Annotated in this window: 26 protein-coding genes; 20 read left to right on the top strand and 6 right to left on the bottom strand. The window is 66.5% G+C overall.

Annotated features, from left to right (window positions below; translation table 11 throughout):
• Window positions 1–168 precede the first annotated feature (168 nt).
• Window positions 169–1,089 (top strand): M14 family metallocarboxypeptidase, encoded by a 921-nt coding sequence (locus AB6730_RS04805; protein WP_371022519.1) that lies wholly within the window; start codon window positions 169–171, stop codon window positions 1,087–1,089.
• Window positions 1,090–1,100: 11 nt separating this feature from the next.
• On the opposite strand, the gene AB6730_RS04810 is transcribed toward AB6730_RS04805, so the two are convergent.
• Complete coding sequence (locus AB6730_RS04810; protein ID WP_371022520.1) at window positions 1,101–1,547, bottom strand: nuclear transport factor 2 family protein; 447 nt, start codon at window positions 1,545–1,547, stop codon at window positions 1,101–1,103.
• A 113-nt stretch (window positions 1,548–1,660) separates the two neighbouring features.
• Between AB6730_RS04810 and AB6730_RS04815 the strand changes: the two genes are divergently transcribed.
• The 8 genes from AB6730_RS04815 to AB6730_RS04850 all read left to right on the top strand — a co-directional run bounded on the left by AB6730_RS04815 (window position 1,661) and on the right by AB6730_RS04850 (window position 9,446).
• Window positions 1,661–3,850: a penicillin acylase family protein gene (locus AB6730_RS04815; protein WP_371022521.1), complete on the top strand. Its 2,190-nt coding sequence runs from the start codon at window positions 1,661–1,663 to the stop codon at window positions 3,848–3,850.
• A gap of 89 nt (window positions 3,851–3,939) precedes the next feature.
• Window positions 3,940–5,205 carry an amidohydrolase family protein gene (locus tag AB6730_RS04820; protein WP_371022522.1) on the top strand — a complete coding sequence of 422 codons (1,266 nt, stop codon included), beginning with the start codon at window positions 3,940–3,942 and terminating at the stop codon, window positions 5,203–5,205.
• A gap of 121 nt (window positions 5,206–5,326) precedes the next feature.
• Window positions 5,327–5,944 carry a guanylate kinase gene (gmk, locus tag AB6730_RS04825; protein WP_371022523.1) on the top strand — a complete coding sequence of 206 codons (618 nt, stop codon included), beginning with the start codon at window positions 5,327–5,329 and terminating at the stop codon, window positions 5,942–5,944.
• Window positions 5,941–6,753: an ABC transporter ATP-binding protein gene (locus AB6730_RS04830; protein WP_371022524.1), complete on the top strand. Its 813-nt coding sequence runs from the start codon at window positions 5,941–5,943 to the stop codon at window positions 6,751–6,753. Before gmk ends, AB6730_RS04830 begins: the two co-directional genes overlap by 4 nt.
• Window positions 6,750–7,517 carry a lipid asymmetry maintenance ABC transporter permease subunit MlaE gene (mlaE, locus tag AB6730_RS04835; RefSeq protein WP_371022525.1) on the top strand — a complete coding sequence of 256 codons (768 nt, stop codon included), beginning with the start codon at window positions 6,750–6,752 and terminating at the stop codon, window positions 7,515–7,517. The genes AB6730_RS04830 and mlaE overlap by 4 nt, the downstream gene beginning before the upstream one ends.
• Window positions 7,518–7,575: 58 nt before the next feature.
• Complete coding sequence (gene mlaD, locus AB6730_RS04840; RefSeq protein WP_371022526.1) at window positions 7,576–8,451, top strand: outer membrane lipid asymmetry maintenance protein MlaD; 876 nt, start codon at window positions 7,576–7,578, stop codon at window positions 8,449–8,451.
• 21 nt (window positions 8,452–8,472) lie between these two features.
• Window positions 8,473–9,153: a phospholipid-binding protein MlaC gene (locus AB6730_RS04845; protein ID WP_371022527.1), complete on the top strand. Its 681-nt coding sequence runs from the start codon at window positions 8,473–8,475 to the stop codon at window positions 9,151–9,153.
• The gene (locus tag AB6730_RS04850) at window positions 9,150–9,446 is read left to right on the top strand and encodes a lipid asymmetry maintenance protein MlaB (protein WP_371022528.1); all 297 of its coding nucleotides are present in this window, start codon (window positions 9,150–9,152) and stop codon (window positions 9,444–9,446) included. Before AB6730_RS04845 ends, AB6730_RS04850 begins: the two co-directional genes overlap by 4 nt.
• 748 nt (window positions 9,447–10,194) lie before the next feature.
• Here the strand turns inward: AB6730_RS04850 and AB6730_RS04855 are convergent.
• Entirely contained in the window at window positions 10,195–11,022 is an 828-nt protein-coding gene (locus AB6730_RS04855; protein WP_371022529.1) for a VacJ family lipoprotein, read from the bottom strand.
• A gap of 177 nt (window positions 11,023–11,199) precedes the next feature.
• On the opposite strand from AB6730_RS04855, the gene rpoZ reads away from it, so the two are divergent.
• The 4 genes from rpoZ (at window position 11,200) to recG (ending at window position 16,312) form a co-directional block, all read left to right on the top strand.
• On the top strand, window positions 11,200–11,490 hold the full coding sequence (rpoZ, locus tag AB6730_RS04860; protein WP_306849349.1) for a DNA-directed RNA polymerase subunit omega: 291 nt from the start codon (window positions 11,200–11,202) through the stop codon (window positions 11,488–11,490).
• A gap of 113 nt (window positions 11,491–11,603) precedes the next feature.
• The gene (locus tag AB6730_RS04865) at window positions 11,604–13,784 is read left to right on the top strand and encodes a bifunctional (p)ppGpp synthetase/guanosine-3',5'-bis(diphosphate) 3'-pyrophosphohydrolase (RefSeq protein ID WP_371022530.1); all 2,181 of its coding nucleotides are present in this window, start codon (window positions 11,604–11,606) and stop codon (window positions 13,782–13,784) included.
• Window positions 13,785–13,792: 8 nt separating this feature from the next.
• Window positions 13,793–14,176 (top strand): RidA family protein, encoded by a 384-nt coding sequence (locus AB6730_RS04870; protein ID WP_371022531.1) that lies wholly within the window; start codon window positions 13,793–13,795, stop codon window positions 14,174–14,176.
• Between the two features lie 18 nt (window positions 14,177–14,194).
• Window positions 14,195–16,312, top strand: a complete 2,118-nt coding sequence (gene recG / locus AB6730_RS04875; protein WP_371022532.1) for an ATP-dependent DNA helicase RecG — start codon at window positions 14,195–14,197, stop codon at window positions 16,310–16,312.
• Window positions 16,313–16,333: 21 nt separating this feature from the next.
• Here the strand turns inward: recG and AB6730_RS04880 are convergent, their stop codons facing one another.
• The gene (locus AB6730_RS04880) at window positions 16,334–17,299 is read right to left on the bottom strand and encodes a mitochondrial fission ELM1 family protein (protein WP_371022533.1); all 966 of its coding nucleotides are present in this window, start codon (window positions 17,297–17,299) and stop codon (window positions 16,334–16,336) included.
• Window positions 17,300–17,434: 135 nt separating this feature from the next.
• Between AB6730_RS04880 and AB6730_RS04885 the strand changes: the two genes are divergently transcribed.
• The 6 genes from AB6730_RS04885 to AB6730_RS04910 all read left to right on the top strand — a co-directional run bounded on the left by AB6730_RS04885 (window position 17,435) and on the right by AB6730_RS04910 (window position 22,321).
• Window positions 17,435–18,028: a malonic semialdehyde reductase gene (locus AB6730_RS04885; RefSeq protein WP_371022534.1), complete on the top strand. Its 594-nt coding sequence runs from the start codon at window positions 17,435–17,437 to the stop codon at window positions 18,026–18,028.
• A gap of 68 nt (window positions 18,029–18,096) precedes the next feature.
• Window positions 18,097–18,687 carry a YceI family protein gene (locus AB6730_RS04890; RefSeq protein WP_371022535.1) on the top strand — a complete coding sequence of 197 codons (591 nt, stop codon included), beginning with the start codon at window positions 18,097–18,099 and terminating at the stop codon, window positions 18,685–18,687.
• Window positions 18,688–18,849: 162 nt separating this feature from the next.
• Window positions 18,850–19,056, top strand: a complete 207-nt coding sequence (locus AB6730_RS04895; protein ID WP_167031395.1) for a zinc-finger domain-containing protein — start codon at window positions 18,850–18,852, stop codon at window positions 19,054–19,056.
• 61 nt (window positions 19,057–19,117) lie between these two features.
• Window positions 19,118–20,257: a glycosyltransferase gene (locus tag AB6730_RS04900; RefSeq protein WP_371022536.1), complete on the top strand. Its 1,140-nt coding sequence runs from the start codon at window positions 19,118–19,120 to the stop codon at window positions 20,255–20,257.
• Window positions 20,254–21,534, top strand: a complete 1,281-nt coding sequence (locus AB6730_RS04905; protein WP_371022537.1) for an O-antigen ligase family protein — start codon at window positions 20,254–20,256, stop codon at window positions 21,532–21,534. The genes AB6730_RS04900 and AB6730_RS04905 overlap by 4 nt, the downstream gene beginning before the upstream one ends.
• Complete coding sequence (locus tag AB6730_RS04910; RefSeq protein ID WP_371022538.1) at window positions 21,524–22,321, top strand: glycosyltransferase family 2 protein; 798 nt, start codon at window positions 21,524–21,526, stop codon at window positions 22,319–22,321. Before AB6730_RS04905 ends, AB6730_RS04910 begins: the two co-directional genes overlap by 11 nt.
• Here AB6730_RS04910 and AB6730_RS04915 read toward each other — a convergent pair.
• Together AB6730_RS04915 and lpxL are read right to left on the bottom strand one after the other, a co-directional pair.
• Entirely contained in the window at window positions 22,265–23,182 is a 918-nt protein-coding gene (locus AB6730_RS04915; protein WP_371022539.1) for a VirK/YbjX family protein, read from the bottom strand. The two genes, AB6730_RS04910 and AB6730_RS04915, sit on opposite strands and share 57 nt — an antisense overlap.
• 298 nt (window positions 23,183–23,480) lie before the next feature.
• The gene (gene lpxL / locus AB6730_RS04920) at window positions 23,481–24,407 is read right to left on the bottom strand and encodes an LpxL/LpxP family Kdo(2)-lipid IV(A) lauroyl/palmitoleoyl acyltransferase (protein ID WP_371022540.1); all 927 of its coding nucleotides are present in this window, start codon (window positions 24,405–24,407) and stop codon (window positions 23,481–23,483) included.
• A 71-nt stretch (window positions 24,408–24,478) separates the two neighbouring features.
• On the opposite strand from lpxL, the gene waaA reads away from it, so the two are divergent.
• Window positions 24,479–25,744: a lipid IV(A) 3-deoxy-D-manno-octulosonic acid transferase gene (waaA, locus tag AB6730_RS04925; protein WP_371022555.1), complete on the top strand. Its 1,266-nt coding sequence runs from the start codon at window positions 24,479–24,481 to the stop codon at window positions 25,742–25,744.
• A gap of 42 nt (window positions 25,745–25,786) precedes the next feature.
• On the opposite strand, the gene AB6730_RS04930 is transcribed toward waaA, so the two are convergent.
• Window positions 25,787–26,119, bottom strand: coding sequence for a hypothetical protein (locus tag AB6730_RS04930; protein WP_371022541.1), 333 nt, complete (start codon window positions 26,117–26,119; stop codon window positions 25,787–25,789).
• Window positions 26,120–26,136: the final 17 nt, after the last annotated feature.

Genomic DNA, 26,136 nt, shown 5'->3' on the forward strand with positions numbered 1-26,136 from the left:
TGCTTCAGGAGGCAGTGTGCGCTGGCTTGCTGAATGGCGTCGTCCTCGCGGAACCCGCTGGCGATGTTCTTGCCTTCAGGATGCATCCTACCCGATCGCCCGACACACACGAGCTTGGCGCGGCCCGGTGATAAAGTGGCGGCCCTTTCACCAAGGATTCCCTTCGCCATGAATAGCCAATCGTCGTATCCCATCGGTAGCCACGGACAGCCGTGGGGTGCCGTGGAAATCGCCGACTGGCGTTCGCGGCAGGTGAAGCGGCGCAGCTATGCCGCGGATGTCCTGCACGCATTGGAGCACCTGCGCGAGCGCTTCGACGTGGCGGAGTACGGCGCGCTGGATTATGCCGGTGAACATTACCCCCTGATGGCCGTCCGCAGCCGCGACTGGCGCGACGAGTTGCCGATCATGCTCGTGACCGGCGGTGTGCATGGCTACGAGACCAGCGGCGTGCACGGGGCATTGCAGTTCCTGCGCGATCACGCCCAGGACTATGCGGGACGCGCCAACCTATTGGTGGTGCCCTGCGTCAGTCCCTGGGCCTATGAGCGCATCCACCGCTGGAATCCGGACGCGATCGATCCGAACCGGAATTTCCGCGAAGGAAGCCCGTCGGGCGAGGCCGCGGCCCTGGTGAACCTGCTGGCGCCGTTGCACGGTCGCGTCCTCATGCATATCGACCTGCACGAAACCACCGATTCGGACGAATCGGAATTCCGTCCCGCCCTGGCCGCGCGCGACGGCAAGGACTTTGAGCCGGGGGAAATCCCGGACGGCTTCTACCTCGTGGACGATACGGAGAATCCCCAGCCCGCGTTCCAGCAGGCGGTGATCGAAGCGGTGGCCAAGGTCACGCATATCGCACCCGCCGATGCGCACGGCGAGATCATCGGTTCACCGCAGGTGGCGCCGGGTGTCATCGAATATGCCTTGAAGACATTGGGCCTGTGCGCCGGCATCACCGGTGCACGCTACACGACGACGACCGAGGTTTATCCAGACAGCCCGCGCGCCACGCCGCAGCAGTGCAATGACGCGCAGGTGGCCGCGGTGCGCGCGGCGATCGATTACGCATTGGCGCATCGCTGACGCCAGGGGCGTCACCGCGATAGGGGCAACCGCGACGCGTGGCTGGCCACCAGTACCCAGCCCCCCGGCTTTCGAACGTAGGTATCCGTGAACTGGAAATCCAGTGAGTAGGGCTTCCCTTCGGCCTTGCCTTCCACCCGGGTGATGCCGGTGGTGACGGCCGCGTCGCCGTACAGGCGTACTTTCACGTCGCGGTTGCGGAACGCGTCGTACTTCGTGCCGCCACGCAGGTCGGCGACCTCGTCGGCTCGCGTGGTGACCTTGCCGGTCGAACTGGTGAGCGTGAAGGTCGGGTCCAGGTGCTGCTCCAGCCAATCGGCGTCCTCGCGCTCGAAGGCCGCGCAGATATCGTGGTCGGCCTCCAGGATCTTCCGCAGGTCGTCCTTTTCCGCGGCGACGGTCGGCATGCTGGCGAAGAGCAGGACTGGCAACAACGACGAAAGCAGGGCGGTGTGCATGGGCGTCTCCAGGCGATGTCGGGCAAACGTAGCGCAAGTCGGCCTTACTGGCACTTGACGCACCCTCGATCCGCACGGCTAGGATCGACGATCCGCCAAGGGGAAGATGCGCCATGTCCTTTCGTCACACCGTGCTCGCGCTGTCGCTTGGCGGCTTGCTCGCCACCTCAGGCGTCCATGCCACCACGGACGAAGCGGCCCGCTGGCGGCACGAAGCCCAGGCCGTCACCATCGTTCGCGACGACTGGGGCATTGCGCATGTCCACGGCAAGAGCGATGCCGATGCCGTCTTCGGCATGGCCTATGCCCAGGCGGAGGACGACTTCAATCGCGTGGAGACCAACTATCTCACTTCGCTGGGCCGCACGGCCGAGGCCGAAGGGGAGTCCGCGCTGTGGCAGGACCTCCGGCAGAAGCTGTTCGTCGACCCGGAGACGCTGAAGGCCGATTACACGCGGAGTCCGGCGTGGCTCAAGCGGTTGATGGATGCCTGGGCGGACGGGCTCAACTACTACCTCGCCAGCCACCCGGAGGTGCGCCCGCGCGTGATTCGTCGCTTCGAGCCGTGGATGGCGCTGAGCTTCAGCGAAGGCAGCATCGGCGGCGATATCGAGCGGGTGAAGACGGCCGACTTGCAGGCGTTCTACGGGAAAGATCCCGCCGGTGCCCTCGCGCAGTTCGTGCCGCCGTCGAGCTGGGCGGAGCCGACGGGTTCGAACGGCATCGCCATCGCACCGAAGCTCACGGCGAATGGGCACGCGCTGCTGCTGATCAATCCGCACACCTCGTTCTTCTTCCGCTCCGAATTGCAGATGTCGAGCGACGAAGGACTGGATGCCTACGGCGCGGTCACCTGGGGCCAGTTCTTCATCTACCAGGGCTTCAACAAACATATCGGCTGGATGCACACCTCCACCGGCGCCGACGTGGTCGACGAATTCGCCGAGACCATCCAGCGCAAGGACGGCAAGCTGTTCTATCGCTATGGCAATGAGCTCCGTCCGGTGACTTCCCGCGAGATCGCGGTGCCGATGCGGGCGGCCGATGGGTCGCTCACGGAGCGCCGCTTCACCGTCTATGCGACGCACCATGGTCCCATCGTTCGCTCGGAAGGCGGCAAGTGGATCGCCGTGGCGCTGATGAACAAGCCACTGGAGGCCTTGCAACAGAGTTGGCTGCGAACCAAGGCCAACGATTACGCCACGTACATGAAGGTGGCGGCGTTCAAGGCGAACTCATCGAACAACACGATCTACGCGGACGACAAGGGCAACATCGCCTACCTGCATCCGCAATTCATTCCGAACCGTGACGACCGTTTCGACTATACGAAGCCCGTCGACGGCAGCGATCCGGCCACCGACTGGAAGGGAACGCTTCCGTTGGACAAGGCGCCGCGCCTGTTCAATCCGCCGACCGGGTGGATCTTCAACACCAACGACTGGCCGTATTCGGCCGCCGGACCCGATAGTCCCAAGCAGGCCGACTACCCCCGCTACATGGATTCCGTCGGCGAGAATCCGCGCGGCCTGCACGCGACACGCGTCCTTACGGGCAGGCGCGACTTCACGTTGGCTTCGCTGATCGACGCCGCGTTCGATCCGTACCTGCCGGCATTCGCGCGCCAATTACCGATCCTGATCGCCGATTACGACGCGCTTCCCGCCACCGATCCCTTGAAGCGGCAGCTCGCCGGTCCCGTCGCGCTCCTGCGTAGCTGGGATTACCGTTGGGGCATCGCGTCGATGCCGACCTCGCTCGCCGTGTTTTGGGGTGACATCCTGTGGGACAAGGCGAGCAAGCTGGACACGGCGGAAGGCTTGTCGGTCTACGACGTGATGGCGGAGAAGGCGGGTCCGAAGGTGCGATTGAATGCGCTGGCAGAGGCGGCAGACCGGCTGGAAAAGGACTTCGGCAGCTGGGGCGTGCCCTGGGGCGAGGTCAATCGCTTCCAGCGTATCGATGGAGCGATCAAGCAACGCTTCGACGATGCGAAGCCAAGCATCCCCGTGCCGTTCACTTCATCGCGCTGGGGGTCGCTCGCCTCGTTCGGTGCGCATCGCTGGCCCGGCGCGAAGCGCTACTACGGCACCAGCGGCAACAGCTTCGTCGCCGTGGTGGAGTTCGGCGACAAGGTGCGTGCCCGCGCCGTCACCGCCGGTGGTGAGAGCGGCGACCCATCGTCGAAACATTTCAATGACGAGGCCGAGCGTTACACCACGGGTAACCTGCGTACGGTGTATTTCTGGCCTGAAGAACGCGAAGGGCATGTCGAGCGGACGTACCATCCGGGTGGCCGATAAGCGTCCAGTGGTTTGCCGAGGGGAGATATCGCATGGCTAAGTGGGTTCCAAGGGTGCTTCTTGCACTGTCCGGTGTGGCGGTATCAGCCATGGTGCTCGCCACCGATGTGACATCCGACGGCGACAAGCGAACGGACCACCCGTGGCTGCTCAAGGCCGACCGCGTCTTCGATGCCCGTGACGAGCAGACGCATGCCGGCTGGGTGGTCCTCGTGCAGGGTGACAAGATCGTGGATGTCGGTCCGTCCGCGAAGGTTTCCGCGCCACCTGGCACGCAGACCATCGACCTGGCCGGCATGACCCTGCTGCCCGGCCTCATCGATGCCCACTCGCACGTTTTCCTGCACCCGTACAACGAAACGCTGTGGAACGACCAGGTATTGAAGGAAACGCTCGCGTTCCGCACGATCCAGGCCGTGAAGCATGCGCGCGATACCTTGATGAGCGGCTTCACCGCGTTGCGCGATCTTGGCACCGAAGGCGCGGGTTACGCCGACGTGGACGTGCAACAAGCCATCGACAAGGGCCTCATCCCGGGACCGCACCTGTTCGTGGCGACGCGCGCGATCGTGGCCGGGCACTGTTATGGGCCGGGACCGCTGGGCTTTCGCGACGACATCGACTTGCCGCAGGGCGCGGCGTCCGTCAGCGGTGCCGCGCAGATGATCGACGCCGTGCGCGACCAGGCGGCGCACGGCGCGGACTGGATCAAGCTCTACGCCGACTACCACTGCGGCAAGGCCAAGGGCTCGATGCCGACGTTGAGCCAGGAAGAATTGAACGCCGCCGTCGAGACCGCGCATTCGCTGGGGCTGCCGGTGGCGGTGCATTCCTCGACGGCCGAAGGCATGCGCCGCTCGGTCATGGCCGGCGTCGAGACCATCGAGCATGGCTATGACGGCACCCCGGAAGTCTTCGCGCTGATGAAGAAACACAACGTGGCCTACATGCCCACGCTCGAAGCCAGCGCCGCCTACGCCGAATACTTTGGAGGCTGGAAGCCCGGCCAGTCGCCGACCGAGTCGATGGCGAAGTCGGCGAAGGCGTTCAAGCTGGCCATGGACGCCGGCGTGACCATAGGCAACGGCAGCGACGTTGGCGTGTTCACGCACGGCACCAATTACAAGGAACTGGAGTGGATGGTGCGCGATGGCATGTCACCCGCCCGCGCCCTCCTGGCCGCGACCGCGGTGGACGCGAAGGTGCTTCGCCAGCAGGACCGGATCGGCCAGCTGCGCAGCGGATTGCAAGCCGACATCATCGCGGTGCCCGGTGACCCGACGCAGGACATCGGGACGCTCGCGCACGTCGCTTTCGTGATGAAGGGCGGGGTGGTCTACAAGCGGCCGGACTGAGACCCGGATCGGCCGGGCGAAAGGTGGCCGATAGCCGAAACCCGGTACAATCGCCTTTTGCCCGGTCGGTGCGCCGGTGCCACCGGGAGCGAGCCATGAACCCCCAACGAGATAGCCGCGGATGATCGAAGGCACCCTGTTCGTGGTGGCCGCGCCCTCCGGGGCGGGCAAGTCCACGTTGGTCAATGCGCTGCTGGAGCGCGAGCCCGGTATATCCCTGTCCGTGTCGCATACCACGCGGCCCCCGCGGGTGGGCGAGGAATACGGTCGGCACTATTTCTTCGTCGAGCGCCCGGATTTCGAGCGCGAGATCGTCGACGGCATCTTCCTGGAGCACGCCGAAGTGCACGGCAACCTCTACGGCACCTCGCGTACCGTGGTGGAGGGCAAGCTGGCCGAAGGCGCCGATGTCCTGCTGGAAATCGACTGGCAGGGTGCGCGCCAGGTGCGCAAGGGCAAGCCGGACTGCGTCAGCGTTTTCATCCTCCCGCCGTCCCGGGGGGAACTCGAACGCCGTCTCCGGGGTCGAGGATCGGACGCGCCGGAGGTGATCGAGCGCCGCCTGTTCAACTCCCGCGAGGAAATCGCGCATGCGCACGAGTTCGACTACATCATCGTCAACGACCGTTTCGAGGACGCCCTGGGCGATCTCCAGGCGATCGTCCGCGCCGTCCGCCAGCGCACGCCGTGGTCGGCCCGCCGCCACGAATCGCTGATCGAGGAGTTGCTCGCACCATGACCGACGACGCCATCGTCCGCATCCGCGGCCTGACCACGGTCCTCAACGGCAAGACCATCTTCGACAACCTCGACCTGGATATCCCCCGTGGCAAGGTCACGGCGATCATGGGGCCGAGCGGCACCGGCAAGACCACCCTGTTGAAGCACATCACCGGGCAGATGCGTGGTGACGCCGGCAGCGTGGAGGTCGACGGTGAGAACGTGCCGGCGCTCTCGCGCGAACGGCTGTTCGGCCTGCGCGAGCGGATCGGCTACCTGTTCCAGAACTCCGCCCTGCTCACGGACTTCGACGTCTTCGAGAACGTGGCCTTCCCGCTGCGCCAGCACACCCGGCTGCCGGAAGAACTCATTCGCAACATCGTGTTGAACAAGTTGCAGGCCGTGGGCCTGCGCGGTGCCGCCCGGTTGATGCCCACGGAGCTTTCCGGCGGCATGGCCCGTCGCGTGGCGCTGGCGCGCGCCATCGTGTTCGATCCCGCGTTGATCCTCTACGACGAACCCTTCGTCGGGCTGGACCCGATCGCCCTGAACCAGGTGCTGCTGCTGATCCGCACGCTCAACCAGACCCTGGGCATCACCAGCGTGCTGGTGGCGCACGAGCTGGCGGCCGTGCAGAAAGTGGCCGACCGCGTCTACCTGATCGCCAACGGCAAGGTCGTGGCGCAGGGCGCACCGGATTCCCTCGCCAACGACGGCTCGCCATGGACGGCGCAGTTCTTCGGCGGCGAGCCCGACGGTCCGGTTCCCTTCCAGTATCCCGCGGGCGACTACGCCACCGCGCTCGGTTTCCCCGGAGGCAAGGCATGACCGCCAAGGACGACAACGTCGTCATTCGCAGCCTGACGCAGATCGGCGCCTGCGGGCTCTTCCTGCTGACCATCCTCGCGGCCGTTCCGCGCAGCTTGCGTCATGGCCGCGAAACGATCCGCCAGATCTGGTTCGTCGGCGCGATGAGCCTCACCATCGTGATGACCTGCGGCCTGTTCGTGGGCATGGTGCTGGGCTTGCAGCTTTACGACGTGCTCTCGATCTTCGGCGGCACGTCCGCCACCGGCACCGTCGTCGCCATCGCGATCTACCGCGAACTCGGTCCCGTGGTCACGGCCTTGCTGTTCGCCGGCCGCGCCGGCACCTCGGTCACCGCCGAGATCGGCCTCATGCGCGCCACCGACCAGCTCGACGCCATGGAGATGATGGCGGTCGATCCGATCGCCTACGTGGCCGCGCCGCGATTCCTCGCCGGCGTCGTCGCCTTGCCCCTGCTTGCCGTGGTGTTCTGCGCCATGGGCGTGTTCGGCGGCCACCTGGTCGGCGTCACCTGGCTGGGCATCGACAACGGCACCTTCTGGTCGAACATGACCGCCACCGTCGACGTCCAGAAGGACATCATCGACGGCGTACTGCTCAAATCCATCGCCTTCGGCATCGTGGTCTCCCTGATCGCGGTGTTCCAGGGCTACACCACCCCGCCCACCAGCGAGGGCGTCGCCTATGCGACGACCCGCACGGTGGTGGCCTCGTCCATCGCCATCCTGGCGCTGGACTTCGTCCTCACCTCGTTCCTGATCTGAGGCACCGGAGACCCGCCATGACCCGTCATTCCTTCATCGCCCATTCGAGGATCGTGCCGTGACCCAGAGACGTTCCTATGCCGTCGGCACCGGCCTGTTCATCGTGCTCGGCTTCGCCGCCCTGGCTTACCTCGCCACACAGACCACCTCGGTGGCCAACGCCACCCAGGGTTCCAGTTACGTGGTGGAAACCCACTTCGCCAACGTCGGCCAGTTGAAGACCCGCGCCCCGGTGAAGATCGCCGGCGTACGCGTCGGCTCGGTGCAATCGATCGAGCTGGTGCCGGGCAAGGAGGAGGCCAAGGTCACCTTGTCCATCGACGACCGGCACAAGGACATCCCGGACGATTCCGTCGCCACGATCTTCACCAGCGGCCTGCTGGGCGACCAGTACGTGGGCATCCAGTTCGGCCGCTCCAAGAATCCGGTGAAGGAAGGCGGCGAAATCGGCCTGACCCGTCCGGCCCAGCAGCTGGAGGAAATGCTCGGCAAGTTCTTCGGCGGCGGCAGCGCGCCGGACCGCCTTGGCGGCACCTTCCACGTGACCGGCGAATTCACCAACGTGGGTGCCCTGCAGCCAGGCGCGGCGGTGAAAATGGCCGGCGTGCCCATCGGCAGCGTCGATTCGGTGGTGATCAAGCCCGGCAGCAGCGAAGCCACGGTGACCCTTGCGATCGACAAGCGCTACTCCCAGATACCGGATGACTCGTCGGCCGCGGTATTCACCAGCGGTTTGATCGGTAGCCAGTATGTTGCGATCCAACCCGGCGGGTCGCCGGAATACCTGGCGGAAGGCGATAGCTTCGTGCTCACGCAGTCCGCGCTCCAGCTGGAAGACCTGATCGGCAAGTTCCTGGTGAACGGTTCGCCGAGCGACAACAAGTCCGGTGGCGCCCAGGGCTCCACCCAACCCGACAACGCCGGCAAGAAGTAAGGCCGGACCAGGAGACACCGCATGTTGCGTCAGCTTTCCCTCGCCATCGCCCTCGCCGTGACCACGGCGGCGGCCGCGCCCGCCTTCGCGCAGGCCGCGCCCGCTCCGGCCGCCGCGGTCGACGCGCAGTCCCCGCAGGGCATCGTCACCACCATCTCCGACGACCTCGCCAAAGCCATCGAGGGCCATCAGGCCGAACTGAAGAGCGACAAGGAAAAGCTCATCGCCGTCATCGACGACGTTTTCCTGCCGCACTTCGACATCGACTACGCGTCGATCCTCGTGCTCGGCCAGAACGCCTCCAAGGCGTCCCCCGAGCAGCGCGAGCGCTTCGCCAAGGCCTTCTACAACTCGATCACCCACCGGTACGCGGAAGGCCTGCTCAACTACACGCGCGGTCGCGTGAAGGTCCTGCCGTTCAGTGGCGACCTCAACAACAAGCGCACCGTCGTGCGTACGCAGGTGATGCTCGACGACGGCAAGTCCGTCTCGGTCGACTACGCGTTCCGTAAGTCGAAGACGGGCGACTGGAAGGCCTACGACGTGATCATCGAAGGTATTTCGTACATCACGAACTACCGCAACCAGGTCGACGCCGAGATCAAGAAGGAAGGCCTGGACAAGCTGACCGCCGACCTCGAGCAGAAGGGTTCGGCCGCCATCGACGAGATGCAGCAGCAGACCGGCGGCGCCCGCAAGTGAGCTCGCCGGCGTTCCAGTTCGGCAATCCGGCGCCGGAGACCCTCGCGGTCTCCGGCGCGCTCACGTTCGCCACCGCGGCCGAAGCGCTGGACGCCGCCCGCCGGCAACTGGACGGCGGACGGCAGGTCAATCTCGACCTCGCTGGGCTGTCCCAGGTGGACAGCGCCGGCCTCGCCACCGTGCTGGCCTTGTTGGCCCACGCCCGCAGCCAGGGCAAGACGCTTTCCGTCACCCACGCCCCCGCCGGCCTGCAAGCCCTGGCCCGCGTCTCCGGCGTCGACTCCCTCTTCTAACCCGCCCACCCCTAGCGGAAGCCGCCCGCGGTGGAAGCCGACCTTTGTGGGAGCCGCTTCAGCGGCGATCCCGCGGCAGCGGGCCAGTTTCTCCTGCACGGCTCGGCTTTGCCCTCGCGTTCGGAGGCGCGAGGCCCAAGCAACGCCCGCGACCTGGATGGGTGCCGTTGCGTGTGAATCCCCCTCATTCGGGTGGGAAGCGGGCTGGCCCGCGATTCGCCACCCTGGGACGAGCGGATGAGGCTATGCATTGCAACCGAGCGGGCGGTGGAAAGCCTCACCCAATTACTGCAAAGCCTCTTTCGCCAGCAAAAAGATCGAGGACTCGCGGGCCAGCCCGCGTCCCACCATGTTTCGGCACGGGGCGGGCGTTGCTCTTTCCCACCGACCCACCGCAGTGTCGAGAGAGCTGCCGGGCGCCACCCTCGGCGCGACATGAGGAGCCGAGGAGGGGCGGGCGGACAAGGCCCGGAGGGGATCGGCCTGGACGGCCGATCGTTTTCGCTGAGGCAGGAGCCGAATCGAAAACCCCCGCCCGACCGTCCGAGCCCGAAGGGGCGCCAGCCATAGGACACGGCCGCGCAGCGGCATCCCTTCCCAAGGGACGGCACCGCCTGTCGCGCCGAGGGTGGCGCCCGGCAGCTCCCCTCGCCGCAAAAAGCGAACGCGAGGGCGAAAGCCGAGCCACGAAGCAGCCGCGGCTAGTCCATGAAGAACCAAAAAAAAGGGCCCCGAGGGGCCCTTTTCGTCATTGCGGCTTTTCGCCGTTCTGCCGTTCCCAGGTGTGCTGCTCGTCGAGCAGTTTGTCCGGGTCGAAGTCCTTGCTGTCGTTCAGGCCCTGCATCTGCTCGATGGCTTCCGGCGGTGGGTTGCCGTAGTAGATGCTGTAGAGGCGCTGCTGGCGGTAGGCGTCGCGGATGAACACGTACGGGTCGTAGGCGGAGGCGAGGAAGCTTTCCGCGTCGATGCCGCGCGAGCGCAGGGTCACGAGATAGAGCACCTGCGGCACGTACTGCTGGCCGTACTTGAAGTCGTGGTTACGCGTGTAATAGCTGAGCGGGTCGAAGAAGTAGCTGTCGACCGGCAGGCGCCATACGTCGCGGACCGTGGTCGGGCCCACGAAGGGGAGGACCAGGTAGTCGCCCTCGGGGACGCCCCAGCGGGCCAGGGTCACGCCGAAGTCGTTCTGCTCCAGCGGGAGGCCGAGCAGGCTGGCCGGGTCCTTGAAGCCCAGGAAGCCGATCGTCAGGTTGACCACGAAGCGGCTGGTGGTCAGGAAGGCCTGCTTGGGCCGTGCCTGGAGCAGGTCGTTGGCCACCGTCACCGGCAAGCGGATATTCGTATAGAAGTCGCTGATGGCCGTACGCACGGGCGGGTTGGTCACCTTCCGGTAGCCGACGGCGACCGGGCGGATGACCGCCTTGTCCAGCGAATCGTTGAAGGCGTAGACCTTGCGATTGAACTTCTCGTTCGGATCGTCGGTACGCGGGGGCGCGATATGGCAGGCCGCCAGCAGGGTGGCGGCGATGAGGCCTAGCGCGGTTTGGACGGTCCGTTGCAGGGTTCTGGGGCGCATCGATGTGGCTTTGGGGGTGGGGCGGTGCTTTAGTGTACCGCGCGGTATTATTATTTGCACGAAGGGCCCGTCCGTCCTGGTCAGAACCGCGCATGATACCCCTACCCCGATTGCCAGCCAACGGGCCGGGCGGCTAAACTGCACGGTCAGAAGTATCTTTATTGTCAAGGATTTGAAATGGCCCGTATTACCGTCGAAGACTGCCTCGAGGTAGTCGACAACCGCTTTGAGCTCGTGCTCATGGCGACCAAGCGCGCGCGCCAGTTGTCCAAGGGCGCCGAACCGACCCTCGACCCGAACAACGACAAGCCGACCGTGCTCGCCCTGCGCGAGATCGCCGATCGCCGCGTCAGCGACGAAATGATCGACGAAATCGACCGCGCCGCCCGTGAACGTGCCGAGCGTGAAGCCCTCGAGTGGGCCGCCACCGAAGTGGACGACGACCTCTCGAAGGGCGGAGATGATTGATGACGCCGGGTCGTTGTCGGCCCTGCATTCATCCTCACCCTGCGCACGCTGACGCGCGGCTGGAAAGGCCGCGTGCGGGAGGCTCCGCGGCCTGAGGCGCGCGAGATTCTCCCATGGAAGTCATCCCTGCGAAAAAACTGACCGACGTGGTCGATGACGGACCGGTGCCTCCCTACGTGCAGGCACTGGAAGACCGCGTGGGTGCCTACCTGCCGCACGACCAGGTGCTGCGCATCCGCAAGGCCTTCCTGGTCGGCGCCGCCGCCCATGAAGGGCAGACGCGCAAGTCCGGCGAGCCGTACATCACGCACCCGGTGGCCGTGGCGCACGTGCTCGCGGAACTCGGCCTCGATGCCGAGACGATCATCGCGGCGATCCTGCACGACACGCTCGAAGACACCAAGCTCGAACGCGGGGAGTTGGCCGGCGCCTTCGGTGAAACCGTGGCCGAACTGGTCGACGGTGTCACCAAGCTCGACAAGATGCGTTTTTCCAGCCGTGCCGAAGCCGATGCCGAGAGCTTCCGGAAGATGCTGCTGGCGATGGCGCGCGATCTCCGCGTCATCCTGATCAAGCTTTCCGATCGACTGCACAACATGCGCACGCTCGGCGCGAAGGATGCCGAGTCGCGGCGGCGCATCGCGCGCGAGACACTGGAAATCTACGCGCCCATCGCGCAACGCCTCGGCATGAACAAGTTCAAGGCCGAATTGCAGGATCTCGGGTTCAAGGCGCTCTACCCCGATCGTCACCGGATCATCGGCGAGCGCATCCGCGCCGCCCTGGGCAATCGCCGCGAAGCGATGGCGAAGATCGAGATGGCGCTCGAAGGCCGCCTCGCCGCGGAGAAGATCCCCGGCCGCGCGGTAAGCCGCATCAAGTCGGCGTGGAGCATCTATTCGAAGATGCGCAACGAACACAAGTCGTTCGCGCAACTCATGGATGTCTACGGTTTCCGTGTCATCACCGATTCGGCCATGCATTGCTACATGGCGCTCGGCGCCGTGCACGGCCTGTACAAGCCGGTGGACGGCCGCTTCAAGGATTTCATCGCCATTCCCAAGGGTAACGGCTATCAGTCGTTGCACACGGTGCTGCTCGGGCCGTTCGGCGCGCCGATCGAAATCCAGATCCGCACCTCGGAGATGGAGTCGGTGGCCGAACGCGGCGTAGCCGCGCACTGGGCGTACAAGAGCGATTCCGGCCCGGCGAACAGCGCGCAGGCGCGGGCACGCGAGTGGCTGTCCGCGTTGGCCGACAGCCAGGCGAACACGCCCTCGGCGTCGGAGTTCCTCGAGAACGTCAAGATCGACCTGTTCCCCGACGAGGTCTACCTGTTCACGCCGCGTGGCGACATCTTCTCGCTGCCGCGCAACGCCACAGCCCTCGATTTCGCCTACGCGGTGCACACCGACGTTGGCGATCACGCGGTGGCCGCGCGCGTCGACAAGAAGCTGGTGCCCTTGCGCACGCGCCTGGTGTCCGGCCAGCAGGTGGAGATCATCACCGCGCCATCGGCCGTGCCCAACCCGGCGTGGCTCGAGGCCGTGGTCACCGGCAAGGCGCGCACGGCGATCCGCCAGTATCTCAAGCACCTGCAGCACGAGGATGCCGTGGACTTCGGCCACCGCATGCTCGACCGCGCGCTCGATGCCCGTGGCCTCAGCCTGGACGCGATCCCCGGCGCCACGCTCGATCGCTTCCTCGAGGACGCCAAGCTCAAGCGCCTGGAGGAACTCTTGTCGGAGATCGCCCTGGGCAACCGTTTCGCCGACCAGGTTGCGACGCAACTGGTGGCGCTGCTCGGCCCGGGCGAGAGCCATACGCCAGCGCCCGCCGAGCATTCGGCGGAGAAGATCCGCATCAGTGGCGCCGAGCGCGGCGTGCTCAGCTTCGGCAATTGCTGTCATCCGCTGCCGGGCGACGAGATCGTCGGTTTCCTGTCCTCGGGCAAGGGCATCGTCGTGCATCGCGTGGAATGCCCCAACGTGGCGGAGTTCCGCAAGACGCCGGAACGTATCGTCGCCATCGAATGGGATCGCGACGTCTCCGGCGATTACCGCGCGGAGTTGCGCATCGAGGTATTGAACCGCCCGGGCGTGCTGGCCACCGTCGCCGCCGCGATCGCCGATGCCGGTTCGAACATCGAAAACGTCGAATACATCGAACGCGACAGCACCGCCGCCACGCTACTCTTCGCCATCGAGGTAAAGGACCGCAAGCACCTCGCCGACGTGATGCGCCGCGTGCGTCGCACCGGCGTGGTCAGCGGCGTTTACCGCCACCCGCTCTAGGACCTCCCATGACCCGCAGCACCATCGCCACCGACAAGGCACCTTCGGCCATCGGCCCGTATTCGCAGGCCGTGCGCGCAGGCAACACTGTGTACTTCTCGGGCCAGATCCCGCTCGATCCGGCCACCGGCAACCTCGTCGAAGGCGACATCACCCTCCAGACCCGCCGTGTGTTCGACAACCTCGTGGCTGTCGCCGAGGCCGCTGGCGGCAAGCTGTCGGACATCGTCCGCGTCGGTATCTATGTCACCGACCTGGGCAACTTCGCCGCGGTGAACGCGGTGATGGCCGAATACTTCCAGCAGCCGTATCCGGCGCGTTCGACCATCGAGGTCTCGGGCCTGCCGAAGGGCGCCCAGGTCGAGGTCGACGCGATCCTCGTCCTGCCGTAAGCCCATAGCGCGGTTTCCGTGGCTCGCCATGCATCGCCGACTCCCGCCGCGCCGGTGGCGGACCCGGGGCGCGCGCCCCTGACGACGCTCGGCGGCGTGGGGCCCGCGCTCGCCGAGACGCTGGGACGGCTGGGGCTGCGCGAGGTGCAGGACCTCTGGTTCCATCTGCCCTTGCGCTATGAAGACCGCACCCAAGTACGTCCGATCGCCGGCCTGCGCCCCGGCGACCGCGTGCAGGTGGAAGGCATCGTCGAATTCGTCGAACGGGGTTTCCGCTTCCGGCCGCAGCTCAAGGTGGTCATCGGCGACGAATCCGGCGGCGTGCTGCTGTTGCGCTTCTTTCACTTCCGCAAGTCGCAGGTCGACCAGTTGCCGAAGGGCACGCGCCTGCTTTGCTTCGGTGAAGTGCGCCAGGGGCCACAGGGCCTGGAGATCGTCCACCCGCAATACCAGCGCATCGAACCCGATGAACCGGTGGTGGTGGATGAGCGGCTGACGCCGGTCTACCCGACCACCGAGGGACTCGGCCCGCGGCGGCTGGCCAGTCTCGTCTCGCGCGCGTTGGCCCATCTGCCGGCGGACGACAGGCTGGAACTCATCCCCGAGTCGATCGGCCGTCCGATGGGCCTGGCGTCCTTGCGCGAGGCCTTGCTCTACGTGCACCGGCCGCCGCCGGAAGTCGATCTACGCGAACTCGGCGAGGGCCGGCATCCCGCGCAGAAACGCCTCGCCTTCGAGGAACTGCTGACCCAGCACCTCACCCTGCGGCGCATGCGCGCGGCGGTGAAGAAGCGCAAGGCGCCCGCGTTGAAAAGTGCCGGCGCGCTGCGTGAGCGATTGCTTGAGGCGCTGCCGTTCGCCCTCACCAAGGCCCAGGCACGCGTGTCGAAAGAGGTGGCGCGCGATCTCGCACGCGCCCATCCCATGCTGCGCCTCGTGCAGGGTGACGTCGGCAGCGGCAAGACCGTGGTCGCCGCGCTGGCCGCCGTCGCCGCCGTGGAAAGCGGCTATCAGGTGGCGCTGATGGCGCCGACCGAATTGCTTGCGGAGCAACACCTGCGCAACTTCCGCGCCTGGCTCGAACCGCTGGGACTGGACGTGGAATGGCTGGCCGGCAAGGTACAGGGCAGGGCGCGCAAGAAGGCGCTCGACCGCGCGGCCAGCGGTGATGCGCATGTCGTCGTCGGCACGCACGCGTTGATGCAGGAGGGCGTGGCCTTCGCGAAGCTGGGCCTCGTCATCGTCGACGAGCAGCATCGATTTGGCGTGCACCAGCGGCTGGCGCTGCGCGACAAGGGTGCGGAAGGCGATCTCATTCCGCACCAGCTCGTGCTCACGGCGACGCCGATCCCGCGCACGCTCGCGATGAGCGCCTACGCCGACCTCGACGTCTCCTCGATCGACGAATTGCCGCCGGGACGGACGCCCGTGCAGACCGTGGCACTGTCGAACGAGCGGCGCTTCGACGTCATGGAGCGCATCCACGCGGCATGCATGCAAGGCCGGCAGGTTTACTGGGTCTGCACGCTGATCGAGGAATCCGAGCAGCTCAATGCGCAGGCGGCCGAGGTGGCGCATGCCGAACTCACCGCCGCGCTGCCGGACCTCGCGGTCGGCTTGATCCACGGGCGCATGAAGCCGAAGGAAAAGCAGGCGGTGATGGACGCCTTCAAGGCGGGCGAACTCGCCGTGCTGGTCGCCACCACGGTGATCGAGGTCGGCGTGGACGTGCCCAACGCGAGCCTGATGGTGATCGAGAACAGCGAACGGCTCGGCCTCGCGCAATTGCATCAGTTGCGCGGCCGCGTGGGGCGCGGAGCGATCGCGTCCAACTGTGTGTTGCTTTACCAGACGCCGCTGTCGCGCCTGGCCAGGGAGCGCCTCCAGGTGATGCGCGAGACGAACGACGGGTTTCGCATCGCCGAGAAGGATCTCGAACTGCGCGGCCCGGGCGAGGTGCTGGGTACCCGGCAGACCGGCCAGTTGCAGTTCCGCATCGCCGACCTCGCGCGCGACGCGCACCTCATGCCCGAGGTGCAGCGCGTGGCCGAGGCGATGATGAAGGACCATCCCGCGCGCTGCGAGTTGCTGATCGCGCGATGGGTGGGCGACGCGGCCCGGTATGTGGATGCCTAAGGCGGACTGAGGCGGGTCCGCCTAGACCAACCCTAGGTGCCGCCGCACTTCCGCCGCGATCGTCGCGGTTTCGCGCAACGGGGCCTGCCGGTCGGCGGTAGCCGCATCGATGTCGTGCAACAACCCGGCCGAGCGCAACTCGGCATGGAAACGCGCCAGCTTCTCCGGCAAGCGCGCGGATACGAAGGTATGCACGGGGCGTCCCGTCGCACAGGCTTCCGAAAGCATGTTGACGGAATCGGGGGTGACGACCAGCCGGTCCGCCCAGCCGAGGATGCCGGGATAGGGGTTCGCCCCATCGGCGCTGCCGGTCCAGACCACGCCAGGCAAGCCGGCGAAGGCCTCGCGGATGCGTGGCAGGCTCGACGCCGGGGTACGACGGGACACGGCGACAAGAACCGATCCACCATCCGCCGCGTGCCGTGCACGTGTCGCCGCCAGGAAGGCATCCATGGCGGCGGCGTCCGGTCGCGAGCCGTGCCGGTCCCCGCCGATCAACACGCCGAGCCGTGGGCCGGGCAGGGTGCCGAATGGCGCGAAGGCGTCACGCCCGTCGGCCAGCCAGGCGTCGTCGATCGGATGGAGCGAGCCCAGCGAATGGAGCACGTTGTCCCCGACCAGGCCGTCGTGCCGGGGCGTAACCACGAGGTCCCAGTGCGCCGGGTCGATCCGCGGATCGAGGATCTGCACGACGAGTGTCGCGCCGCCGGACCACCGGCGAATCTGCCGCGTGGCCCAGGCCGCCTGGCGGCCACACCCGATCGCCAGCTTCGGCCAGGGTGGCAACAGGCTGTCCTCATCGTGCCCGAGCGCCATCCTCGCACCCGGCAGGTTCCGTGGCGCGAGCCACGACCAGGGTGCGCGCAACTGGACGATGATCTCCCGGATCGACGGCGTCAGTGCCTCGGCCAGGGCCAGCGCCTGGCGACGATTGCCCGCGGCACCGTCGGTCACCACCCAGCAGGACTCGTGCGATAGCGTGTTCACCTGGCGCTCCGGCCTCCGATTGTTGTCGATTTCGGCACAGTTCGTTCCCTGGGCGGCTGATCCACGATCGTGTCGTGACGCTTACACTGTAAGGATGCCGGTGTTTCGGCAGGCCATCACTGTACAAGGATACCCATGAGTGCTCCGTTGACCGATGCTTCGCTTGACCAGCTTTTCCTCAAGGCCCGCACCTACAACGCGTGGCTGCCAAAGGAGGTGACCGACGAGCAGCTTCACCGGCTGTACGACCTGGCGAAATTCGGCCCCACGGCCGCCAACTCCTCGCCGATGCGCGTGGTTTTCGTGAAGTCGCAGGACGCGAAGCAGCGCCTCAAGCCCCATCTTTCCGAGACCAACGTCGAAAAGACCATGCAGGCTCCGGTCACGGCGATCGTCGCCACCGATTTCGCCTTCTACGAGAAGCTACCCAAGCTTTTCCCGCATGCCGATGCGCGTGTATGGTTCGTCGGCAACGAGCCGATGATCCAGTCCTCGGGTACCCGGAACGGTTCGCTGCAAGGCGCCTACCTGATCATGGCCGCCCGCGCGTTGGGCCTGGATTGCGGTCCGATGTCCGGCTTCGACCAGGCCGGTGTCGACGCCGAGTTCTTCGCGGGCACCCAGGTCAAGTCGAATTTCCTGGTCAACATCGGCTACGGCGATCCCGGCAAGAACCTGTTCGAACGCCTGCCGCGCCTGGACTTCGACGAAGCCGTACGGATCGCCTGATTCTTCCCGCGGTGACCGCACGGTCCCGCCGTCACCCGCCGTACCCACCTCACTGCAGGAGATACACCATGCGCGCTCTTCGTTATGTCGCCCTCGCCGCCCTGTTGACCACCGCCGGCAGCGCCGTCGCCGCCCCGGTCACCTACACGCTCGACCCGGGTCATACGATGGTCCTGTTCAGCTGGAACCACTTCGGTTTCTCCAACCCGACGGCCAACCTCGGCCAGGTCGAGGGCACCCTCGTCTATGACGAGAAGGACCCGTCGAAGGCCACGGTCGAGGCGACCCTGCCGCTCTCCGGCCTCGACAGCTTCGTGCCCAAGCTCGACGAGCACCTGAAGTCGGCCGACTTCCTCGACGCCGCCAAGTACCCCTCCGTCACCTTCAAGAGCACCAAGGTCGTGCCGGCGGGCAAGGGCAAGCTGAAGGTCACCGGCGACCTGACCGTCCACGGCGTGACCAAGCCGGTCACCCTCGACGTCAGCCTGAACAAGGTCGGCCCGCACCCGATGATGAAGGTGCAGACGGTCGGCTTCGACGCCACCACCACGATCAAGCGCTCGGACTTCGGCGTGGGCGCGTATGTCCCGAACGTCTCCGACGAGATCAAGATCCGCATCACGACCGAAGCGCACGACGCCTCGGCCGAAAAGAAGTAAGCCGCCCGCTTCCCGCGAGGTAGTGGAACCCGCGCCGGCGACGGCGCGGGTTTTTTCGTTTCCGGGCGGCCCTCGCCGCGTGCCGCATCGTCACGCCGGGCATTTCGTTCCTGCTAACATCGCCTTCTATCCCCGGTTCCACCGCATCGTCGGAGTTTTCCCATGCGCCCCAATCCCGCGGCCGCCCCGCTGATCCCGGCGAACGCCGAAAATCGTTACGAAGTGACCCGCGCCGACCTGCCGTTGTCCTGTCCCATGCCGGGCATGTACCTGTGGAACTCGCATCCGCGCGTCTACCTGCCCATCGAGGACGACGGTGGCACCTCGAAGTGCTCCTATTGCGGCGCGACCTACGTCCTGAAAGACTGATCGGCCCCCGCGCGGGCATGCTTCGTGCATTGCCCTCGTAACCTCTCAAACGGACCAACCCATGGCCACCGTCTCTCCCAATCGGACGATGACCGTCGTACAGCTCATACCCGCCCTGCATTCGGGTGGCGCCGAGCGCTCGACCCTGGAAATCGCCAGGGCCCTGGTCCAGGCAGGTCATCGTTCCATCGTCGTGTCCGCCGGCGGGCGGATGGTCGAGCAGCTGGAAGCCGAAGGCAGCGAACACATCGCCTTGCCCATCGGCAAGAAGTCGTTCGCCACCCTGTTCACCGTCGGCAAGCTGCGCCGCGTGTTGCGCGACGTCCAGCCGGACATCGTGCACGCCCGTTCGCGCCTGCCGGCCTGGATCGGCTGGTGGGCGATGCGGGGCGTCAAGCCGCGCCCGCACTTCGTCACCACCGTGCACGGCCTGAACCGGCCCAGCCGCTACAGCGCGATCCTCCTGCGCGGCGAACGGGTGATCGTGGTCTCGCAGACCCTGCGCGACTACGTGCTGCGCCACTACCCCCACGATATCGAAACCTCGCGCATCACCGTGATCCCGCGCGGCATCGATACCGACGCATTCCCCTACGGCTACCGCCCCGACGACAGCTGGCAGCGCGCGTTCTTCGAGGAATACCCACAGCTGGCCGGGGCGCCCCTGCTGACGCTTCCGGGGCGGGGCACGCGCCTGAAGGGCCATGCGGACGCGATCGAGTTGATCGCCGACCTCACCCATCGGGCCATCGACGTGCGCCTGCTCCTGCTCGGCGCCGATGAGCCCGGTCGCGAGGCCTATGTGGCCGAACTGTGTAACCTGATCCACCAGCGCGGGCTCGACGACAAGGTGGTGATCTCGCCACAGCGGTCGGACGTACGCGACATCTATGCGATGTCGACCCTCGTGCTGCAGCTTTCCAGGCGTCCCGAGTCGTTCGGTCGCACGGTGGTGGAAGCCCTGGCGCTTTGCCGGCCGGTGATCGGCTACGCCCACGGTGGCGTCGGTGAACTGCTGGCCGAACTCTATCCCGCCGGCCGCGTCCCGCTGGGCGACCGCGAAAAGCTGGTCGAACGGGCCGCGGAGCTGCTTCGCTTCGCCCCGTCCATCCCGCCGCCGCGCGCCTATCGCCTGTCCGACATGCAGTCGGCCACCCTGGCGCTGTACGCGGAGGTGGTGGACGGCGTACCGGCCGCGTGAGCGGGCGCAGCGTCGGCGCGACGATCCGGGCGGGGCTTGCCTCGCCGCTGCTTCCGATCTGGCTGGTACCGGCCTTGCTGCCGTTCGGGCGAAGCGCCGAGCTCGGGGTCTTTCTCGCCCTCGTCGGCAGCATCCTCCTGCTCGTGCGCGAACCGCAGGCGTTGCGCCACCATCCGGGCGCCAAGCTGTTCCTGTGGCTGTTCCTGGCCTACGCCGGGGCCGCCCTGGTGTCCGCGGTGGACGCGGTGGCGCCCGGCAAGAGCTGGGGCACGGTCGCCGGCATCCTGCGCTTCGCCCCGCTGGGCGTGTACACCTGTTTCGCGGTGCGCCGGCCGGGAAAGGTCCACGCGCTTTATGTCGCCACGGCCGTCGTGGTCGCGATCTGGGTGGCCGATGCCTGGGTGCAGGCGCTCACGGGCTACGGCTTGGCGGGAGCCTCGGACGTGGATCGGCTCTCCGGCATCTTCGGTGCGGATAACCTGAAACTGGGCCCCGCCTTGTCGGCGTTGTCGCCCTTCCTGCTATGGGCCGCACGTGAGCGCTGGGGCCGGCGTGGGCTTGTCGTCGCCTTCCTGTTCGCACTCGGGCCGGTGCTCTTGTCCGGATCGCGCGCCTCGTGGCTTTGCTATGCCGTGGTCACGTTGTGCTTCGTCTGGCGCGAAGCGGGGTCGTTCCGCCGCTTCGCGGTCGCCTGCGCCGCGGGCGGCGTGGTCGTGGCCCTCGCCCTCGCGCTGGCGTGGCAGATGTCGCCGCGCTTCCGCGACCGCGTGGCGCATACGCTGCCGGCATTGTCCGGCACCTCCGCGGGCGTGGACGCGGCACTCACGGGCCGTCTCGATATCTGGACGACGTCGTTGCGCATGTACGCCGCACATCCATTGAACGGCGTAGGTGTTCGCGGCTTCCGCGTCGCCTACCCGTCCTTGGCCTCGCCGGGCGATCACTTCCTCACGATCGAGAAATGCGGGGAAGGCGAAGGGGCCTGCCACGCGCACCAGGTCGTGCTCGAAGTCGCCACGGAAACCGGCACCCTCGGCCTCCTGGCCTGGCTCGCGGCCGCCGTGTATGCCGTGCGCGCCTGGTGGCGCGCTGGCGCGTCCGCCCGTGCGCGCGCGTTTCCGCCGACGGTGGCGCTGGCCGCCATCCTGTTCCCGTTGAATACCCACATGGCGTTCTACTCGGCGTGGTGGGGGCTGCTGGCGGCATGGTTGCTGTCGGTGTGGTGCGCGGCCCTGTTCGCCGACCTGCCGGATGTGGAGGCCCGCCATGCCGCGTGAGCCGTTGTCGGTTGTCGTCACCACGTTCGACAATGCGGCCACGATCGGCGCCTGCCTCGCCTCGGTGGCTTTCGCCGACGACATCGTGGTGCTCGATTCCGGTTCGACGGACGAGACCCGTGAGATCGCGGCCCGCCACGGCGCCCGTGTCCATGTGCAGCCGTTCGCCGGCTACAGCGCGCAGAAGCAGGCGGCGATCGACCTGGCCCGGCATCGATGGGTGTTGCTGCTCGATTCCGACGAGGCGATACCGGCGATGGCCGCGGAATGCATCCGTTCAGTGCTCGACACGCCCCAAGCCGCCGGCTATGTGCTGCTCCGCCGCGAGTGGGTGTTCTGGCGTTGGCAACCCGAGCGTGCACGGCTCAACCACTACGTGCGATTGTTCGACCGCACGCGGGCGCGCATGAGCGGCCATGAGGTGCATGAAAGCGTCATTGTCGACGGTCCGGTGCAGCGGCTGGACGCGGTCATCGACCATCACGGCGAGCGCGACATCGAAGGACGCGTCGACAAGGCCAATCGTTATTCGTCGTTGCAGGTGCGCGACCGGCATACCCGGACGCCCCGTTTCCTGCGTATGCGGATGGTTTTCTATCCGGCGGTGGCGTTCGCCCGTTACTACTTCTGGCGTGGTCATTGGCGCGGTGGCTGGGCTGGCTTCGTCGCGGCCCGCGTGCACGCGTTCTACGCGTTCCTGAAGTACGCCAAGCTGTATGAACTGCGCCGGTCAGGCGGCCAGCGCGACGGGCGCGGCCCGCTCGAAACCGAACGCGGCGACGACTAGCTCGCAAGCCTCGCGGCGCAAGGCCTCGCGACGGCGGAACTCGCTGCGGCGTTTGCTTTCGATCTCCGATGCGTCGCGCACGGGTTCGCGAGGAGGGAGCACGTAGAAGCCATCGTCCCCGGCAGCGCCGTCGGATTCGATCCAGAAGGCGTCATAGTCCGCCTTCACCTTGTCCGGAATGCCGGCGAAGACATGGGCGGCGTTGCCGATGCCCAGCACGCGCTCCACGCCGAAAGCATCGGCCAATGCACGGATCATCGACAACAACAGGTTCTTCGGCCGAAGCCCGTGGCATTGGCGCGTGAGTTCGCGCACGACATCGCGGCCAGCGTTGTTGGCGGCGCCTTGCAGGCAGCCGATGACGATCGTGCGGCCTTCATCGATGAAGGAGATCGTGGCGTATGAAATCTGCAGTCCGCTGTCGTCGGTGAGCGAAAGACTGAGTTCGCCTTCGCGACCCCTGCGCAACGGCGCCTTGACGATCAGGGAAAGTGCGCTGCCGTCGCGCAGCGTCACCCGTCCGGCCAGCACCTGGCGCTCGCGATAGAGGGTGTGGAAGAACGGACGTGGAAAGCGGGCCAGCGCGAAGTCGTAGTGATCGCGCAGCGCCTTGAAGCGGCGCTCCTTGCTCCATGCCTTGCTGATGTAGCGATGCTGGTAGCGCTCCACCAGCACGGTGTCGATGGAGGAAATGCCGGCCATCGGCGGCTTCTCCAGAAAGGCCAGCCATGCATCGTGCGCACGCCACCGCGACGCACAACGCAGGGCATAGGTGAGCACCGCACCGATGGCATGCGTGCGCGTGCTGTGCCATCCGGCACGGCCGCGTAGTGATCGCGCGAAACGAAAAAACGACTGCATGGCAAAGGTCCGTCTTGTGGGCACGACGAACTTTCTACGCTGGCGTTTTTTCGCGAGGCTTTCGTTATTTAGGACGAAAGGTTCGCCGTTGTGCAGGCGTTATGCACCACGAAAGATCAGGGAAAGTCCGATGAAAGATCGCGGCTTACCTGTGAGGCCGGGAAGGGGACGAAAACAGGTTGCCGCAGCGCTTCGGGTGGGAAGCGGCCTGGGCCGCGATCGCGCGCCAGCGCGCTTCCCACCCCAAGCTCACCTGAAGCTAGGGATGGCCGAGGTGCAGGAGGCGACACCCGGTGGCTCAGTAGATCTTCGGCTCGCCGGGTGGGCGGGTCTTGAAGCGCTTGTGGACCCAGAGGTATTGCTCGGGTGCTTCGCGGGCCATTTGTTCGATCTGCGCGTTGACGCGCGCGGTGTCGAAAGCGGCGTCCTTGCTGGGGAAACCTTCCAGCGGGGCGCCGAGGCGCATCGCATAACCCGCGTCGCCGGGCAGGCGGCGGTGGAAGAAAGGAATCACCAGCGCGCCGGACAGCCGGGCGAGGTGGTGCGTGGCGGTGATCGTCGCCGCCGGCACGCCGAAGAACGGGACGAAGACGTTGTCCTTGCTGCGCATGTCCTGGTCGGGCGCGTACCAGAGCGTGCCGCCCGCCTTCAGGTATTTCACCGTGCCGCGGATGTCGTCCTTCTCGAACATCGCGTCGGCGTAGTGCAGGCGCGAGCGGAGCACGGTGAATTCGAAGACGTCCGAATCCATCAGACGGTACATGCCGGCGATGCGGATGCGCTGGGAAACGAGGCGCGCGCACAGTTCCAGGTGCGAGAAATGGCCGCCGACGAGCAGCACGCCGCGACCGGCGCGGCGCGCCGCCTCCAGGTGTTCCAGTCCTTCCACGGTGACCGGTACGCGGGCGATGGCGCGGTCAGATCCCATCCAGCCGAGGGCGAACTCGGCCAGCATCATGCCCACGTCGCAGAGGTTGGCGCGGACCAGCGCCTGCTGTGCGGCCGGGTCCAGTTCCGGGAAGCAAAGCGCGATATTGGTCGCCGCGATCCGCCGCCGCTCCGGATTCAGGTGCAGGGCCAGGCGGCCCGCCAGCCGGCCCAGGCGCATCAGCAGACGGAAGGGCAGGTGCGCGATCAGCCAGATGAAGGCCACGCCCAGCCACGCCGGCCAGTGGCGGGGCGTGAGCAGGCGGCGCGTGAGATGGGGGCGGGGCATACCGGGCATGGCCGGTCATTGTAACGAATGGGGGCGGCTATACTGCCCGGTCGATGGCAATACCAGGGATCCGCGTGCTGCTGCGCCTGCTCTACAACTTCGCCATGTACCTGTTCACGCCGCTGGTGATGCTCCGCCTGATGGCGCGCGGCATGCGCTATGGCGATTACCACGTGCGCTGGCGCGAGCGCTTCGGCCGCTTCCGTGAGCCGCGGCTGGCGGGCTGCCTCTGGGTGCATGCGGTATCGGTGGGCGAGGTGAATGCGGCCGAGCCGCTGGTGAAGGCGCTGATGGAGGCCTACCCGCAGGCGCCGATGCTGGTGACCACGGTGACCCCGACAGGCTCCGAGCGTGTCCGCCAGCTGTTCGGCGACAGTGTGCACAGCGTCTACCTCCCTTACGACCTGCCATTCGCCGTGAAGCGTTTCCTGCGCAGCACCCGGCCACGGCTGGCGGTGATCGTGGAGACCGAGATCTGGCCGAACCTCTACTTCGCTTGCCGCAAGCACGGCATCCCCCTCCTGATCGCCAATGCGCGCCTTTCCGAGCGCTCGCTGCGCGGGTACGCGCGGATGAGTTCGCTGGTGAAGCGTGCGCTTCGCTGCGTGAGCCATATAGCGGCGCAATCGCGTACCGATGCGGCGCGCTACCGACTGCTTGGCGCCGAGCCGAGCCAGCTCACCGTATGCGGCAACCTCAAGTTCGATATGCCGGTGCCGCAGGCCGCGCTCGAGGCGGGCACGGCGATGCGTGAGGCTTGGGGCAAGGGACGGCCGGTATGGATCGCCGCGAGCACGCACGAAGGCGAGGAGATGTGCGTGCTCGAGGCGCACCTGAACGTGATGCGCCGCTTGCCCGATGCCCTGCTGCTGATCGCGCCACGTCATCCGGAGCGCTTCAAGGCCGTGGAGTCCTCCGTGCGCAGCCTCGGCTTCCAGGTGGCCACGCGCAGCGCCGATGGCCTGCCCGGTCACGCCACGCAGTGTTTCGTCATCGATTCCATGGGCGAACTGCTGCGTTTCTTCGCTGCGGCGGATCTTGCTTTCGTCGGCGGGAGCCTCGTGCCGATCGGTGGTCACAACGTGCTCGAACCCGCTGCGCTGAACAAGCCGGTGCTCGTCGGACCTCATACCTTCAATTTCGAAGAGATCACGCAGGCGCTGCTTGACGAGGGCGGTGGCCAGCGAGTGAACGATGGCGACGAACTGGGCGAACAGGTGCTGTCACTGCTTCGGGACAGGGAACGCCGCGAGACGATGGGGAGCCAGGCCCGCCATGTATTCGATAGCGAGCGCGGTTCCGTGGGCAAGGTGATGGCGTTGGTGGATGCGCTGTTGCAGGAATAGGTCCCGGTCGTGCGCCGCCGATATCCGGCGACGCGATCCCGCTTACCGGTACGAGTGCGTCGCTTCCGGCAACGTGCAGTTGAGATGAATATTCACGACGTTATAGTCGGCTGCGTTCTCGGCGGGGAAGTAGCTGTAGTCCGTATCGAGGGCCTTGCCGTCTTTCCGGTCGCAAGGCTTGAAGACTTCCGAGCGCGCCGTGACATACAGCTCATCCAGGGATTCCGGGCCTACGGCGAGCAACGTGTAGCCGAAGTTCCCGCCGGCTCTGTTGCCGATGTCCTCGACGATACGCGTGCCCGGTGTCCCGGCGTTGGCGGCGCAAGCAAGGATGGCGCCTAGGCCGGCAATGGTGAATCGCTGAATGAATGTCATGGGTATTCCTGTCGAGC

The sequence above is a fragment of the Luteibacter sp. RCC_6_2 genome (assembly GCF_041360655.1).
In the GTDB taxonomy this organism is placed as follows: domain Bacteria; phylum Pseudomonadota; class Gammaproteobacteria; order Xanthomonadales; family Rhodanobacteraceae; genus Luteibacter.